The sequence below is a fragment of the Mesorhizobium sp. NZP2077 genome, assembly GCF_013170805.1.
Taxonomy (GTDB): Bacteria; Pseudomonadota; Alphaproteobacteria; order Rhizobiales; family Rhizobiaceae; genus Mesorhizobium.
In genome coordinates this window covers 3232830-3246865 of the sequence record NZ_CP051293.1, presented here as the reverse complement: position 1 = coordinate 3246865, position 14036 = coordinate 3232830, and the positions used below count along the sequence as shown (strand labels likewise).

At 64.6% G+C, this 14036-nt stretch carries 14 protein-coding genes and 1 pseudogene; 9 read left to right on the top strand and 6 right to left on the bottom strand.

The window, feature by feature from the left end:
- Positions 1-159 precede the first annotated feature (159 nt).
- The 9 genes from HGP13_RS16135 to HGP13_RS16095 all read left to right on the top strand — a co-directional run bounded on the left by HGP13_RS16135 (position 160) and on the right by HGP13_RS16095 (position 8187).
- A complete protein-coding gene (locus HGP13_RS16135; protein WP_172227161.1) occupies positions 160-987 on the top strand; it encodes an AraC family transcriptional regulator in 828 nt (275 codons plus the stop codon).
- Between the two features lie 120 nt (positions 988-1107).
- Entirely contained in the window at positions 1108-1551 is a 444-nt protein-coding gene (locus tag HGP13_RS16130; RefSeq protein ID WP_172227159.1) for an SRPBCC family protein, read from the top strand.
- A gap of 11 nt (positions 1552-1562) precedes the next feature.
- A complete protein-coding gene (locus tag HGP13_RS16125; RefSeq protein ID WP_172227157.1) occupies positions 1563-2357 on the top strand; it encodes an FAD binding domain-containing protein in 795 nt (264 codons plus the stop codon).
- 61 nt (positions 2358-2418) lie between these two features.
- Positions 2419-2901: a (2Fe-2S)-binding protein gene (locus HGP13_RS16120; protein WP_172227155.1), complete on the top strand. Its 483-nt coding sequence runs from the start codon at positions 2419-2421 to the stop codon at positions 2899-2901.
- A gap of 11 nt (positions 2902-2912) precedes the next feature.
- Complete coding sequence (locus HGP13_RS38570; protein WP_172227153.1) at positions 2913-4280, top strand: xanthine dehydrogenase family protein molybdopterin-binding subunit; 1368 nt, start codon at positions 2913-2915, stop codon at positions 4278-4280.
- Between the two features lies 1 nt (position 4281).
- Positions 4282-5286, top strand: a complete 1005-nt coding sequence (locus HGP13_RS38565; protein ID WP_172227151.1) for a molybdopterin cofactor-binding domain-containing protein — start codon at positions 4282-4284, stop codon at positions 5284-5286.
- A gap of 8 nt (positions 5287-5294) precedes the next feature.
- Complete coding sequence (locus tag HGP13_RS16105) at positions 5295-6176, top strand: MoxR family ATPase (protein WP_172227149.1); 882 nt, start codon at positions 5295-5297, stop codon at positions 6174-6176.
- 5 nt (positions 6177-6181) lie between these two features.
- Positions 6182-7300, top strand: a complete 1119-nt coding sequence (locus HGP13_RS16100) for a VWA domain-containing protein (protein WP_246707455.1) — start codon at positions 6182-6184, stop codon at positions 7298-7300.
- Positions 7300-8187, top strand: coding sequence for an amidohydrolase (locus tag HGP13_RS16095; RefSeq protein WP_172234737.1), 888 nt, complete (start codon positions 7300-7302; stop codon positions 8185-8187). Before HGP13_RS16100 ends, HGP13_RS16095 begins: the two co-directional genes overlap by 1 nt.
- Before the next feature lie 47 nt (positions 8188-8234).
- On the opposite strand, the gene HGP13_RS16090 is transcribed toward HGP13_RS16095, so the two are convergent.
- From HGP13_RS16090 to HGP13_RS16065, 6 genes and pseudogenes are all read right to left on the bottom strand, one after another.
- Complete coding sequence (locus HGP13_RS16090; protein WP_172227146.1) at positions 8235-9500, bottom strand: ABC transporter substrate-binding protein; 1266 nt, start codon at positions 9498-9500, stop codon at positions 8235-8237.
- Between the two features lie 40 nt (positions 9501-9540).
- On the bottom strand, positions 9541-10377 hold the full coding sequence (locus tag HGP13_RS16085; RefSeq protein ID WP_172227143.1) for a carbohydrate ABC transporter permease: 837 nt from the start codon (positions 10375-10377) through the stop codon (positions 9541-9543).
- Positions 10374-11297 (bottom strand): sugar ABC transporter permease, encoded by a 924-nt coding sequence (locus HGP13_RS16080; RefSeq protein WP_172227140.1) that lies wholly within the window; start codon positions 11295-11297, stop codon positions 10374-10376. The genes HGP13_RS16085 and HGP13_RS16080 overlap by 4 nt, the downstream gene beginning before the upstream one ends.
- On the bottom strand, positions 11290-12447 hold the full coding sequence (locus HGP13_RS16075) for an ABC transporter ATP-binding protein (RefSeq protein ID WP_172227137.1): 1158 nt from the start codon (positions 12445-12447) through the stop codon (positions 11290-11292). Before HGP13_RS16075 ends, HGP13_RS16080 begins: the two co-directional genes overlap by 8 nt.
- Positions 12444-13279 (bottom strand): annotated as a pseudogene (locus tag HGP13_RS16070) (metallophosphoesterase). Before HGP13_RS16070 ends, HGP13_RS16075 begins: the two are co-directional and overlap by 4 nt.
- Positions 13280-13487: 208 nt before the next feature.
- Complete coding sequence (locus tag HGP13_RS16065) at positions 13488-14018, bottom strand: GNAT family N-acetyltransferase (protein ID WP_172227134.1); 531 nt, start codon at positions 14016-14018, stop codon at positions 13488-13490.
- Positions 14019-14036: the final 18 nt, after the last annotated feature.

Sequence of the window (14036 nt, the reverse complement as noted above, 5' to 3'; positions counted from 1 at the left end):
TCTATTCGTTCCGGTGCCTATCGCTCAGTCTGAAAATCGGCTGAAGCTGCCTGCCACGGCGACCGGCCGACAGCCTATGCCTTGACGGAGACCGAAAACCGGCCGCACAATCCTCGATGCAGGCGAAGGGAGGCCAGTCGCCTGCGGGAGGTTATACCCATGACGGACGCGATCAGGCTCTACTGGGGCCGGTTCGGACATGTTTCTGTCCTGAATGTCGCAAGCGACTTCGTCACCCATGCCCATGTCGAGGCCCATCTGATCATCTGGCTCGAAGGTACCGCCGGCGAGATGACCATCGGCCGCGAGACGGTCCGGCTCGGCCCCTGCACCGCCGCCGGCATCAATTCCTTCCAGCCGCACAGCCACGTCCTGTCGCAGAACGGCAGGCCCGGCCTATTCCTTGCGTTCTACATCGATCCCGACTGGGCGCGGCGTCGCCGCGACCTGCCCTCCTCGGCGCCGCTGTTTTCGCAAGCGGCGATCACGCTGGAGCCCTGGCTGCACCAGGCCGCCGCCAGCCTGCTGGACCATCTGACCGACAATGAAAGCGTCGACGACGTCGCCAATTACGAGATCGAGCGCTTCATCGATTCGGTGCTCGATGCCGCCGATGCCTCGGCGCCGCACGAAGCGCGCATCCGCATCAACACCATGCAGGATTTCCGCGTCCGCAAGGCGATCCAACTGATGAAGGCCAATGTCAGCGAGCGCATCTCCTTCGACGACGTGGCGCGCAGCGTTGGCCTGTCGCGGCCGCATTTCTTCGCCCTGTTCAAGGAACAGACCAATCTGACGCCCAATGTCTACTGGAACACGCTTCGCATGGAGGAAGCGGTGCGGCAGTTGCAGTGGTCGCAGGAGCCGCTGATGTCGGTTGCCTGCAATCTCGGCTTCACCACGCAGGGCAATTTCTCGCGCTTCTTCCGCGACCATGTCGGCGTGCCGCCGACGCTCTACCGCGAGGCCGCACGGGCGAATGCCTGAGCCGGCCTGCCGAGCCCGCTTTTTCAGACTCCTTGATACGCTCACAAGACGCTTTGATAAGCGTCACCGCAACCGGCGCCCTACCCTTGCCCAGCTGCCGCATTCGCGAGGGAACGTCCTATGGCCAAAGTCACCATCTCCAGCGTCATCGACGCGCCGGTCGAAAAGGTCTGGGCGCGCATACGCGACTTCAACGGCCTGCCGGGCTGGCATCCGCGTATGGTCGAGAGCCATATCGATGACGGCAAGGACGCCTCAACGATCGGCTGCGTGCGCAATTTCGAGCTCGCCAGTGGCGCCCGCATCCGCGAAAAGCTGCTCGACTTCTCCGATGAGAACTTTCTCGTCAGCTACTCTATCCTGGAGACGCCGCAGCCGCTCACCAACCACAAGGCGACGCTGCAGCTCAGGCGCGTCACCGATGGCGACCGCACCTATGCCGAATGGACCGCCAGCTTCGATGCGGCACCCGAAGAAGCCGACAAGATCGCCGCCGGCATGGGCGCCAACGTCTTCCAGGGCGGCTTCAATGCCCTGAAAAGCCACTTTGCCGGCCAGAGCTGAAGGAGCGGGCCATGGCGCTGGCACTCCAGACTTTCGCAACGGTGAAGGACGCCAACACGGCGCTGAGGGCCCAGGGTACGCGCTATCTCGGCGGCGGCACGCTGGTCGTGCGCGCGGCCAATGAAGGCGATGTCTCCGTCTCCGGCCTTGTCAGGTCGACCGACCCGGCCCTATCGGCCATCGCGGTCGCCGGCGGCAAGGTCCGCATCGGCGCTTCGGTGACGATGGCTGCAATCGCCCGTCATCCGGATCTCGGCGCGCTCGCCAAGGCCGCGCGCTCCGTCGGCGGTCCGGCGATCCGCAACATGGCGACCGTCGGTGGCAATCTGTTCGCGCCTGCGCCCTATGGCGACTTCACCGTTGCCCTGCTGGCGCTCGATGCCACGGTCGGCACCGAGGACGGAGAGACACCGATCGGTACCTTCCTGGCCGGGCGGGACGGCAGCCGTGCCATCGTCACCTCAGTCAGCTGCACGCTGCCGAAGGCCGACAGCTTCCGCTTCCTGAAAGTGTCGCGGGTCAAGCCCAAGGGTGTCTCGGTGCTCAGCATCGCGGCTATTCTGGAACAGGCTGCCGACGGCACCGTGTCTTCGGCGCGGATCGCGCTCGGCTGCATGGCCGACCGGCCGATCCGGGCCAAGTCGGCGGAAAAGGCGCTGCTCGGAAAGTCGCTCGACCAGAACGGCATCGCCGCAGCGCTGGCCGCCGCCACCGAAGGCATCGCGCCGATCACCGATCCGATCGCCAGCGCCTGGTATCGCGCTGAAGTCCTGCCGGTCCATCTCGGCCGGCTGCTGCTGACTTGAAATCACCCGTTGGGGGGCGCGCGTCTGTCCGATCCGTCGGGCAGGCGCGCAAGGAGAAAACATGGCAAAGGTCCCGGTCCAGTTCACCCTCAACGGCTCCGAGAAAGCCGAATTCATCGACAGCGGCACGACGCTGCTCAACGCCTTGCGCGACAAGGTCGGCGACACATCGCCGAAAGGCGGCTGCCACCAGGGCACCTGCGGCGCCTGCTCCGTCATCATCGACGGTGAGCTCCGGCTGTCCTGCCTGACGCTGGCTGAAACCTGCAACGGAACAACAATCACCACGACGTCGGGACTGTCGGAAAGTGGCGTGCTGCATCCGCTGCAGCGCGCCTTCCTCGACACCTTCGCCACGCAATGCGGCTTCTGCACGCCGGGCATGATCATGGCCGCCAAGGTGCTGCTCGACCACACGCCCAACCCCAGCCGCGACGAGGTGGTGGAAGCGCTTTCGGGCAACATCTGCCGCTGCACCGGCTACGAGCCGATCATCCAGGCGGTGCTCACCGCGGCCCGTGCCAATTCGCAGAACGCGGCCTGAGGGGAAGCAATATGGAACTGCGCAAGAACTACTTCGCCGATGTCCGCAAGGACGATCTGCACGAGATCGGCCAGCCGAGGCCGCGCTCGGATTCGCCCGGCCATGTCACCGGCAAGACCGCCTTTTTCGCCGACCGCAACTTTCCCGGCATGCTGCACCTGAAGATGGTGCGCAGCCCGCACCACCACGCCCGCATCCGCTCGATCAACACCTCCGAGGCGGTGAAGTATCCGGGCGTGGTCAAGGTGCTGACCGCCAAGGACGTGCCGCACAATGTCTACACCATCCTGATCCTGATCCAGATCGGCCCGGAGGACGAGACGGTGCTGGCCGACGGCAAGGTGCGCTGGAAGGGCGAGGCCGTGGTGGCGGTGCTGGCGGAGACCGAGCGCGCCGCCCAGGAAGCCGCCGCCAAGGTCAAGGTCGACTACGAGGTGCTGCCGGCCGTCTTCGACATGGAGGAAGCGCTGAAACCAGGCGCGCCGCTGGTCAACGAATATCACGGCCAGAACTATTATCTCTATGACAGCGGCGAATGCCGAAAGGTGCGTTTCGGCGATGTCGAGGCGGGCTTTGCCGGCGCCGATCACATCCTTGAACAGAGCTATCAGTCCTCCCCGATCGAGCATGCGCCGACCGAGACCACGGGCTGCGTGGTGGCGCCCGAGGGCAATGACCGCTTCACCTGCTACACCAACACGCAGGCGATGTTCTTCACTCTCGACAACGCCTCGATCATCCTGCAGATGCCGGGCAGCAAGCTGCATTTCGTCGGCGGCACCGTCGGCGGCGGCTTTGGCGGCAAGGTCGACGTCATCGTCGAGCCGATCGCCATCCTCGGCGCCAAGCTCACCGGCCGCCCGGTATCCTTCATCTACAGCCGCGAGGAGGAGATGCAGATTTCTTCACCCCGCGCCGCCGAAAAGGTCGTCATCAAGGACGGCGTGATGAAGGACGGCCGCATCGTCGCGCGCAAGGTTACCGGTTACACCGATGCCGGCGCCTATTCACGCCACTCGCCTTACGGCGCGCAGAAGGGGGCCGGGCACTATCCAGGCCCCTACACCATCCCCAATGTCTGGATCGACACCTACTGCGTGTACACCAATCGCACGCCGTCATCGGCCATGCGCGGCTTCGGCGTCACCATCGGCGACTTCGCACTGGAGGTGCAGATGGACAAGCTGGCGCGGCTGATCGGCATGGACCCGCTCGAATTCCGCTTCATTAACGCCTACCGCGACGGCGACATGAAGGCGCATCGCCAACCGACCGAGGGCGCGGCGCTGATCGAGTGCATGCAGGAAGCATCGCGCGCCGCGAACTGGCCGGTGGCGGAGAAGTACATGGCGATGTCTTCCTACAAGAACGGAGCTTGAAATGGCGATCCGGCGCGGACGCGGCGTTGCCGCGATCAACTATCCCACGGGCATGAACCTCGGCGGCGACCCGACCCAAGCGCTGGTGCATTCGACACCGACCGGCAATTTCATGGTGACGCTGTCCTCGGTCGATCTCGGCCAGGGCATGAAGCAGATCATGGCGCAGATCTGCGCCGAGACCATCGGCGTGCCGACCGACCGCGTCGTCGTCGACACCGCCGACACCGACACCGGTCCGCACTGCATGGGCACATTTGCCTCACGCGGCACGCACCGCGCCGGCAATGCCGTCATCCAGGCGGCCAGGGAAGCCCGCCAGGTGATGCTGGAAGTGGCGGCCGAGGAACTGGAAGTGAACGCCTCCGACCTCGAGACCGACGGCCAGGGCAACATCCTGGTCAAGGGCGCACCGCAGAAATCGATCTCGATCTTCGATGTCGCTTTGTCGGCGCATTTCAAGCGCGGCCGCTCGATCTCAGGCCGCGGCATGTTCCTGATCCCGCGCTCCTATCCGGAGAAAGACACCGGCGCGATGAAGCCGTCGACCTGCTACGCGCATGCCTGCACCGTGGCCGAGGTCGAGGTCGACGACGAGACTGGCGAGGTCACGGTTTTGACAGTCAAGAACGTCTTCGAGATCGGCCGCGCGCTGAACCCCAGAATGGTCGAGCAACAGCTGGTCGGCGGCTCCTGGATGGGCATCAGCCACGCGCTCTACGAAACCACCGAGCCTTATTATCCCAACCGCGATCATGGCGGCACCGACTTCAACCAATATCTGATGCCGGGTCCGGGCGATCTCGCCGAGACCGAGATCATCGTCCTGGAGCGGCCCTCGGCCGACGGGCCTTATGGCGCCAAGGGGCCGGGCGAAATGTGCGCCAACCCGCAGATACCGGCGGTTGCCAACGCCGTCTTCGACGCCGTCGGCGTGCGCGTCGATACGCTGCCGATCACGCCCGAGCGCATTTTGCGCGCGCTCAAGGCGCAAGCGGCGAATTGAGAGACGAGATGTCCGGAGTGAATGCAGAGACTGTCGCGACCTCGCCGGAGGCGGTGGCGCAGCATCTCGCCGCCTCGCGCTATCTGGCCGATGACAGCCTGGCGACCGCCATCTTCTTGGCGATCCGGCTGGGCAAGCCGCTGTTGCTCGAAGGCGCGCCGGGCGTCGGCAAGACGGAGGCGGCGAAGGCAATCGCCGAGCTGCTCGGCCGAGATCTGGTTCGGCTGCAATGCTATGAAGGCATCGATGCCGCACACGCGCTCTACGAATGGAACTACCAGCGCCAGCTGCTCGCCATCCGCCATGCCGGTGAACACGAAATCGACATCTACGACGACCGTTTTCTCATCGCCCGGCCGCTGCTCCAGGTGCTACGCGCACCGGAGCAACGCGTGCTGCTGGTCGACGAGATCGATCGCTCGGACCATGAGTTCGAGGCGTTGCTTCTGGAGTTCCTCTCCGATTTTCAGATCAGCATTCCCGAGCGCGGCACCATCCGCGCCGCTGCCCAGCCGATCGTCATCCTGACCTCCAACCGCACCCGCGAACTCGCCGAGGCGCTGCGGCGGCGCTGTGTCTACCACTGGATCGGCTATCCCGACGCCGAGCGCGAAGCCGCCATCATCATGCTGCGCGCCGGCGATGTGGCTGAGGCCACCGCACGCGCCGTGGCCGCCGCCGTGCAGACCATCCGCGCCCGGCCGCTGGCCAAGCCGCCCGGCATCGCCGAGGCAGTTGAATGGGCCAATGCCGCCACCATCCTCGAAAAAGGCGGCAGCCCGTGGCCGGAAGCCTTCCGCCGCGCCATCGGCGTGCTGATCAAGGACGAGGAAGACCTGTCCTACATCGCGCCGGAGCTTGGCCGGATTGTCGACGAGGCGCTGGTGTGAGCGCGCTGCCCCGCGCCGCAGCGCCCCTGCTCGGATTCGGCCGCCTGCTGCGCCGCTACGGCTTCGCCATCGCCCCCGAACAAATCTCCAGCTTCATGCAGGCCGTAACCCTGCTCGGCCCCCGCTCGATGGCCGACATTCGCGAGGCCGCCCTTGCTACGCTCGCGCCACCACCTGACCGCCGTGACGAATTCGAAGCGCATTTCCAGAGCCATTTCTACGGCAACACTTCTGCCGTGGTCGAAGGCGACGCCGACGAGGAAACCCGCATCAAGGATAATGGCGGCGCCGACGACCAGCGGATTGAAGCCGAGCACAGCCAGGAAGGGGGCGAACTGTCCTCGGCCCTGGAACAATTGAGCACGCGCGATTTCCTGCGCGACGACGACAGGCTGACCGCCTTCCGCCGCAAGCTCTCCACCGCCCTGCCCGCCCGCCGCTCCTTCCGCACCGTGCGCACCCATTCGCGCGGCAAGCTCGATTTGCGCCGATCGCTCAGGGAAATCGTCAGTGCCGACGGCGACGTCCCCTCGCCGCTGCTGCGCCGGCGCCAGACCGTGCCGCGCAAGCTGCTGCTGCTGATCGATGTCTCCGGCTCGATGAAGCTGCATACGGCCGATTACCTCAAGCTGGCGCATGCCGCCGTGCAGGGCGCGGACCGCGCCGAGATTTTCACCTTCGGCACGCGGCTGACCCGCATCACTACCGCACTGCGCATCCGCGACCGTAGCCAGGCGCTGGCACGCGCGGCCGCCCAGGTCGACGACTGGGACGGCGGCACCCGGATGGGGCCGACATTGCTCGCCTTCCTCTCGGTGCCACGCTTCTCGTCCTTCGCGCGCGGCGCCGCGATCGTCATTCTCTCCGACGCGCTGGAGCGCGGCGACCATGTCGAGCTGGAGATGGCGATGCGAAGGCTCAGCGCCCGCGCCTTCCGGCTGTCGCTGGCCACACCTTTGGCCGGCGACCCGCGTTTCCGCCCAGTGACGGCTGCTCTCCGTGCCATCCTGCCGGCGCTGGACGATCTGGTCGACGGCTCCTCGCTCGCCGGCCTCACCGATTTCATCCTGTCGCTTGCCCGCCCTGCTCCGGCGGCGGCGACAATCTGGAAAAGGGTTTCGTGATGCAGAAAGCCATCGACGCGCATTTCCACATCTGGCGCCAGAAGGACCAGCCCTGGCTGGTCGGGCCGATGGTGCCGCGGATTTTCGGCCCCTACGAGCCGATCCGCCGCGACTATCCGATCGAGGAATTCCTTGAAGACCAGAAAGGCTCGGGCGTCGAGAAGGCCGTTTATGTCCAGACCAACTGGGCCAAGGAGGATTTCGAGAAGGAAGTCGCCTTCCTGCAGAAGACGGCTGATGAAACCGGCTGGCCGCACGCGATCGTCGGCTATGCCGACATGACGCTGGATGATGTCAGGCCGCAGATCGACCGGCTGACAAAGTACAAGCTGCTGCGCGGCGTGCGCATGCAGTTGCACTGGCACGAAACACCGGCCTTCCGCTTCGCGGCCTCTGCCGATCAGGTCATCGACCCCAAGGTGCGCGCCAATGTCGCCAGGCTGAAGGACTATGGCCTGTCCTTCGACCTGCAGCTCTTCCCTGCCCAGATGAAGGATGGACTGACGCTGGTCGGCGAAAACCCGCAAACCAATTTTATCCTCACCCATGCCGGCATGCTGACCGGCATGGAGCCGGAAACCACCGAGGCGTGGAAGGCCGGCCTGCGCACGCTGTCGGCAGCGCCGAATTTTTACGCCAAGCTGTCCGGTCTCGGCACCTTCGTCCACCGCAACGATCCGGCGCTCATCGCCTATATCGTCGACAACGCGATCGATGTTCTGGGCCCGGACCACCTGATGTTCGGCTCGAACTTCCCGATCGAGAAGCTGTGGACCAGCCACGCCGAGCTGATTAAGGCGCACCGCGATGCGGTGGCGAAGCACGGCGCGGCGGCCGAGGCCGACATCTTCTGGAACACGGCCGAGCGGGTCTACAGGCCGGTCTGACACAGAGCAGCCGCCCCGCGGGCGCGGCGGCTGCTCTGGAAAAAACCTTACTGCGTCGGCAGCATGCCTTCGACGTCGCTGGCCGCGTCCGTAAGCGCTTCCTTGGGTGAGGCCGACTGGTCGACGATGCGCGACAGGTTGTCGACGATGGTCTGCGTTACCTTGACCCCGTTGGTGCCCGGGAAAGCATACCACGGAACCATCAGCGGCATCTGGCTGAGCCCGGCCTGGAAGAGCGGGTTCTTCTTGTAGAAATCGCGGAGATAGTCTGACGATTTCGCCGCGAGCTCATTGTTGGGAACATAGCCCGTGCCCGGCACAACAACGGAAGCGCCATAGGGGCCGGCGGCGAATTTCGCGAACTTCCAGGCGCCTTCCTGTTTGGCCGCGTCCTTGGTCAGGATGACCACGGCATTGCCGCCGGTCGGCAGATGGCCGTTGACCGGATCGATCAGCGGGATCTTGGCGGTGCGCAGCGTGAACTTGTCGCCGACATTCTTGATCGTGTTGACCAAGGCACCGGTGGTCTGGAATTCGAAGCCGACCTTGCCGGCCGCGAAGGCCTGCTCGCCCGCTGGCTTGGTGAAGACCGGCATGCCGCCCTCCTTCACCATCCGCTCAAGGATCTCCACCGCCTTCTCGCCTTCCGGCCCGTTGAAGGCGACCTTGCTTTCGTCCTCGTTCAGCATCTTGCCGCCGGCGCCGAACAGCAGCGCCGAGAACATCCAGTCATCGCCCTGCCAACGGAAGTCGATGCCGTCGACGCCGTTGCCGAAAGCCTTGATCTTGCCGCCGAGCGCGATGACCTCGTCCCAGGTCTTGGGGGGATTGTCCGGATCGCCGCCGGCCGCTTTCACCAGGTCGGCATTGTAATACATGATCGGGTTGGACGTGGCGAAGGCGAGGCCAACCTGCTTGCCGTTGACCTGCGCCAGCTTCAGGATCGTGTCGGAGAAGCCGAGCTCCGCCATGTTGCCTTCCTTCTTGACCAGCGGGCCGAGATCGACGGCAACATCACGCTCATTGAGCATGCGCAGGCGGTTGAGGCCGATGAAGGTGATGTCGGGCATCTCGTCGGTGCCGGCCTGGCGAAGAATGGTCTGGATGCCTTCCTCATAGGTCGCCGACGGGCTGGCGAACTGGATATTGATGTCGGGATTTTCCTCCATGAACTTCTTCGAGATCGTGTCCATGACGTTCTTGAAGAAGCCGGGCATCGGGTAGTGGACCGTCAGCGTCGTCTCGGCATAGGCCGGAAGGGCCGCCGCCAGCGACACCGCCGCCGCCGCAAAAATCCTGGAGAAATGCTTCATTGGTCGTGCTCCTTGTTGGCCCAGTCAGTTATTGGCAAATTCAGCCTTTGAGACCGGTCATGGTGATGCCCTCGACGAAGCGCTTCTGCGCGAGCAGGAAGGCGGCGACGAGCGGGAGGGTGATGATCAGCGTGGCGGCCATCAGCGCGCCGTAGTCGTCGCCGGCCTCGGCGGCGCGGAAATACATCAGGCCGAGCGGCGGTGTGGCGTAGGCCTGCTTGCTGACGACGATCCGCGGCCAGTAGAGGTCGTTCCAGTGCGCAACGACGGAGAAGATGGCGAAGGCGGTGACCGCCGGCCACGCATTGGGCACGATGACGCGGGCGATGATGCCGAGTTCCGACATGCCGTCGAGCCGCGCCGCGTGCAGCAGGTCGTCGGGCATGGCGCGGAAGAACTGCAGGAACATGAAGATCGCGAACACCGATATGGTGAAGGGCGCGGCCAGCGAAGTGTAGCTGTTGAGCAGCGACATCTTGTCGAAGGCGACATAGAGCGGCAGCGCCGTCGCATGGATCGGCACCAGCAGGCCGAGCATGACCAGCACCATCATCAGCCGCGCGGCGCGGAACTTCAGTTTGGCCATCGCGTAGGCGCAAGGGATGGCAACCACCACCTGGAAGAAGAAGATCAGGCCGCAGACGACGACACCGTTCCACAGCAGCGTTGCCATCGGCACCTTGGCAAACGCCTTGGCGAAATTCTCGGCGAAGTAGAAATGCTGCGGGATGAGCGTCAGCGACGAAGTGAAGATGTCGCTCTGCGTCTTGCCCGCCGTCGAGATCATGACGATGTAGGGCGCAAGGATAATCAGCGCGCCGAGCGAAAGCAGCGCGAAGCGGACGATGCGGCCCGCCGGGATGGCGGTGCTGCTCATGTGTAGTGCACCCGCCGGTCGAGCACGCGGTATTGCACAAGCATCAGCACGACCAGGATCGCAAGGAACACGACCGTCATCGCCGAGGCGTAGCCGACGCGCAGATAGACGAAACCCTCCTGGTAGATGGTAAAAAGCAGCACTTCGGACGCCTTGTTGGGGCCACCATCGGTCAGCATCTTCACCGTTTCGAAAACCTTCACCGCGTTGGTGATGCTGATGGTGACGACGAACAGCGTCGTTGGTCCGAGCATCGGCCAGGTGACCAGGAAGAACCGGTCGAGCGCCGATTTCGCGCCGTCGACGTGAGCGGCGGCGTAGAGCTCGCGCGGGATCGCCGTGAGCCCCGCCAGGAACAGCACCATGTTGAAGCCGACCGACTGCCAGATGCCGGTGATCGACAGACTGTAAAGCACCGTGTTCGACGCGCCGAGCCAGTTCGGGCCGGGAATGCCGACCAGCGAAAGCAAAGCGTTGAGCGGCCCGATCGTCGGGTGGAAGATGTATTGCCAGACCGTCGCCATGGCGACGATCAGCGAGGCCACGGGCAAGAAATAGACGGTGCGGAAAAAGCCGCGCGCCCGCCCCTCGCCTTCGATCAACAGGGCAACGCCGAGGCCAAGCGCGATCGAGACCGGCGCGACGATGGCCGTGTAGACCGATGTGTTCCACAGCGACCGTCGGAAGGTGCGGTCGTTCAGGAGATGCGCATAATTCTCGAAGCCGACGAAGCGAAACTTGCCGTAGCCGAGTTGGAAATCGGTGAAGCCGAGGAAGATGACGGCGGCCACGGGCAACAGCACGAACAGCAGCAACAGCACGATAGCCGGCGCCGCCAGCAGCCAGGCAGTGCGGTCTTCGCTGCGTGCACGAAGCGCTGCGGCGCTCGGGGCATTGCCCGCCAGCGCGACGCTAGACATACGCCGGCTCCTGCCGTGCGCCCGCCACATCAGCAATCCGCAGCCGCTTTCCCTCCGGCCCGAAGACCATCGCTTGTTCCGGCGGCAACAGGACTCCCACCGGCATCCCGGCAATCAGGTCCCTGGCTTCATGCGGCGCCAGCTTGGCAATGACGCTGTCGCCGGAGGCGTCGAGACGGCAATGGGCAATGACTTCCGAACCGAGGAATTCGAGGCGGTCGATCCGCGCGGCAAGGCCGCTCCGCCCGTTGGGAGAAAGTTTGACGAATTCGGGCCGGATGCCGAGACTGACCGGGCCGTTTGCCACCTTCTCCAGCAGGGCCAGCCGGATGTCGTCAAAACCGACGCGGCCGTTTTCGGCCTGCGCCTGGATGATGTTGATCCGCGGCTGGCCGACGAAACGCGCGACCTCGATATGGGCGGGATCGTTGTAGATCACCTCGGGCGCGGCGAGCTGCAGCAGATTGCCGCCGATCATGACGGCGACGCGGTCGGCCATCGAAAGCGCCTCGGCCTGGTCATGCGTCACATAGAGCGTCGGCACGCCGGCGCGGCGGTGCAGCTCGACGATCTCGCCGCGGGCATGGACGCGCAGATTGGCGTCGAGATTGGAGAGCGGTTCGTCCATGAGGAAGATGCTGGGATGGCGCACCATGGCGCGCGCCAGCGCCACGCGCTGCCGCTGGCCGCCCGACATCTGCCCCGGCTTGCGGTCGAGCAGATGGTCGATCTTGAGCAAACCCGCCATCTCGCGGACATCGCGCGCGATGCCGGTGCGGATCGCTTTCTGGCCGGGCAGCAGGGAGCCGACCAGCGGCAGGCGCTGCGACCGGCTCAGCCGCTTCATGGCAAGCGGCACGGCGATGTTCTGACCCGCCGTCAAATGCGGATAGAGCGCGTAGGACTGGAACACCATGGCGATGTTGCGGTCGGCTGCGGCAACCGGCGACATGTCCCGGCCACCAACGAAGATGTCGCCGCTGTCGGCATGGTCCAGCCCGGCCAGGATGCGCAGCAAGGTGCTCTTGCCGCACCCGGAAGGGCCGACGAGCGCAATGAACTCGCCGGCTTCGACATCGAGGCTGACGCCATTCAAAACGGGGTTGCCGCCGAAGGATTTCTTCAGGCCGCGAAGCGACAGCGCGCTCATGAGGCGACCCGCTTTCGAACCTTGTGCGCCTCGTGCGGATAAACCTCAGCCACCACATCATCGAGGACGTAAGCCGTCATGCCGGGGACGGCGACGATCTCGCTGGCGACCGTGTCGCCGAACTGGTGGATGACGGCACCGAGCAGCCGCTCGCCCGGCATCTCGCGCTCCATCTCGCCAACCACGAAGGCCGCCGACGGACCCCATACCAGCGACGTGTTTTCGTATTTGCCTTGCCAGGCCCGGTGCAGGTGGCCGCTTGCAAACAGCGCGACATCGTGAGCCGCGATCAGGTCGTAGAGGCGCTGGCGTTGCGCCGGCCTGACACTCCAGTAGCCGGTATCGCCCTCGCCAAGCCGATCGACGAACAGCGGCTTGTGGGCGAAGAGCGCGATGCGCCGGCCACCGCGGCTTTCCAGCACGGTCCGCAGCCAGTCGAACTGCGCCTCGTCCTCGGCATCGTCAAACCCCATCAGCAGGCTGTCGAGCCCGACGAGGCGCCAGCTTCCCGCGTCCTCCATCCAATAGTCAGGGCCAACCAGCCGCCGCCAGCGCTCGAGGCGTCCGGCATTGACCGCTGCAGCGAACCGGGGGGATGGCCGACATCGTGATTGCCGGGCACCAGCAGCATCGGCGTGGCGACTTCCCGCATCAGATCCATGCAGAAGGTGATGTCGTCATCCTTGTCGGCGCCGTCGACGCTGAGGTCGCCGGTGTGGATGACGAGGTCGGCGCCGCTTTGCTCTATCCAAGCAGCCAGCGGCTCCCAATTGCCGTTGAAGTGCGGCTTGTTCGGGCTGAAATGGGTGTCTGTGATCTGAACGATTTTCATGCCGGCTCCACCATGCGAGCCGCGCCCCAGGCGAGCGGCATCGCACGGGGCTTCCTTAGTGCCGTTCCATGTCACTTCCTTAACAGCGGCTGGGCAAACTGTGGACTATCGACCGCGGGAGCCTCAGCGGCGGCCACCAATAGTCACTATTCGAAACATGCGAGGGTGCCGGATGGATCCTCCCCCCAAGACGCACCAACGGATGTGCTCACAACGATCGGCCCAAAACCTGCACCATATGCCGCTTGGAGCCGATGCTGATCGGCCCCGTCGTTCGCACTAGACCAAACCCTTGCCCCCGCCAAAAGCGAAGCGCCTGCTCATTCTCCGTCAAGACGCCAAGCTCCACGCGGGTGACCCGCCGGGTTATCAACCACTTGAAAAAGTCGTCGCAGAGGGCACGTCCCACCCCTTGTCGGCGAAGGGCTTGATCGACCATGAGCAAGGCAATCCACCAACATCCAGCCTGCGGATAGTCGCGGTCGCAAGCCATAATGCCGACAAATTCGCCATCGATGGCTCTCAATCCGAATACGAACTTGTCGGCATCCGTCCGGTTGGGGGGAAAGCTTTCGAATTCCTCCCTCGCGCTGTCGGCATTGGGCGGCTCGCCTCGTTCCAGCACGGCATAGTCCGCGCAGGCCTTGTATAATTGCACCAATCGTGGAGCATCATCTCCGACCAGCCCTTCAATCTCATAGCCGGAGAGCGAAGTTGGAAATGTGGTCGTCTTGTCCATGAAATTTCCGACCCTGAT

Bases quoted from the DNA above. Each gene is read 5' to 3' on its own strand.
- HGP13_RS16075 (WP_172227137.1), bottom strand. From the start codon at position 12,447: ATGAGCGCGCTGTCGCTTCGCGGCCTGAAGAAATCCTTCGGCGGCAAC.
- HGP13_RS16130 (WP_172227159.1), top strand. From the start codon at position 1,108: ATGGCCAAAGTCACCATCTCCAGCGTCATCGACGCGCCGGTCGAAAAG.
- HGP13_RS16120 (WP_172227155.1), top strand. From the start codon at position 2,419: ATGGCAAAGGTCCCGGTCCAGTTCACCCTCAACGGCTCCGAGAAAGCC.
- HGP13_RS16135 (WP_172227161.1), top strand. From the start codon at position 160: ATGACGGACGCGATCAGGCTCTACTGGGGCCGGTTCGGACATGTTTCT.
- HGP13_RS16080 (WP_172227140.1), bottom strand. From the start codon at position 11,297: ATGTCTAGCGTCGCGCTGGCGGGCAATGCCCCGAGCGCCGCAGCGCTT.
- HGP13_RS16105 (WP_172227149.1), top strand. From the start codon at position 5,295: ATGTCCGGAGTGAATGCAGAGACTGTCGCGACCTCGCCGGAGGCGGTG.
- HGP13_RS16085 (WP_172227143.1), bottom strand. From the start codon at position 10,377: ATGAGCAGCACCGCCATCCCGGCGGGCCGCATCGTCCGCTTCGCGCTG.
- HGP13_RS16125 (WP_172227157.1), top strand. From the start codon at position 1,563: ATGGCGCTGGCACTCCAGACTTTCGCAACGGTGAAGGACGCCAACACG.
- HGP13_RS38565 (WP_172227151.1), top strand. From the start codon at position 4,282: ATGGCGATCCGGCGCGGACGCGGCGTTGCCGCGATCAACTATCCCACG.
- HGP13_RS38570 (WP_172227153.1), top strand. From the start codon at position 2,913: ATGGAACTGCGCAAGAACTACTTCGCCGATGTCCGCAAGGACGATCTG.
- HGP13_RS16090 (WP_172227146.1), bottom strand. From the start codon at position 9,500: ATGAAGCATTTCTCCAGGATTTTTGCGGCGGCGGCGGTGTCGCTGGCG.
- HGP13_RS16095 (WP_172234737.1), top strand. From the start codon at position 7,300: ATGCAGAAAGCCATCGACGCGCATTTCCACATCTGGCGCCAGAAGGAC.
- HGP13_RS16065 (WP_172227134.1), bottom strand. From the start codon at position 14,018: ATGGACAAGACGACCACATTTCCAACTTCGCTCTCCGGCTATGAGATT.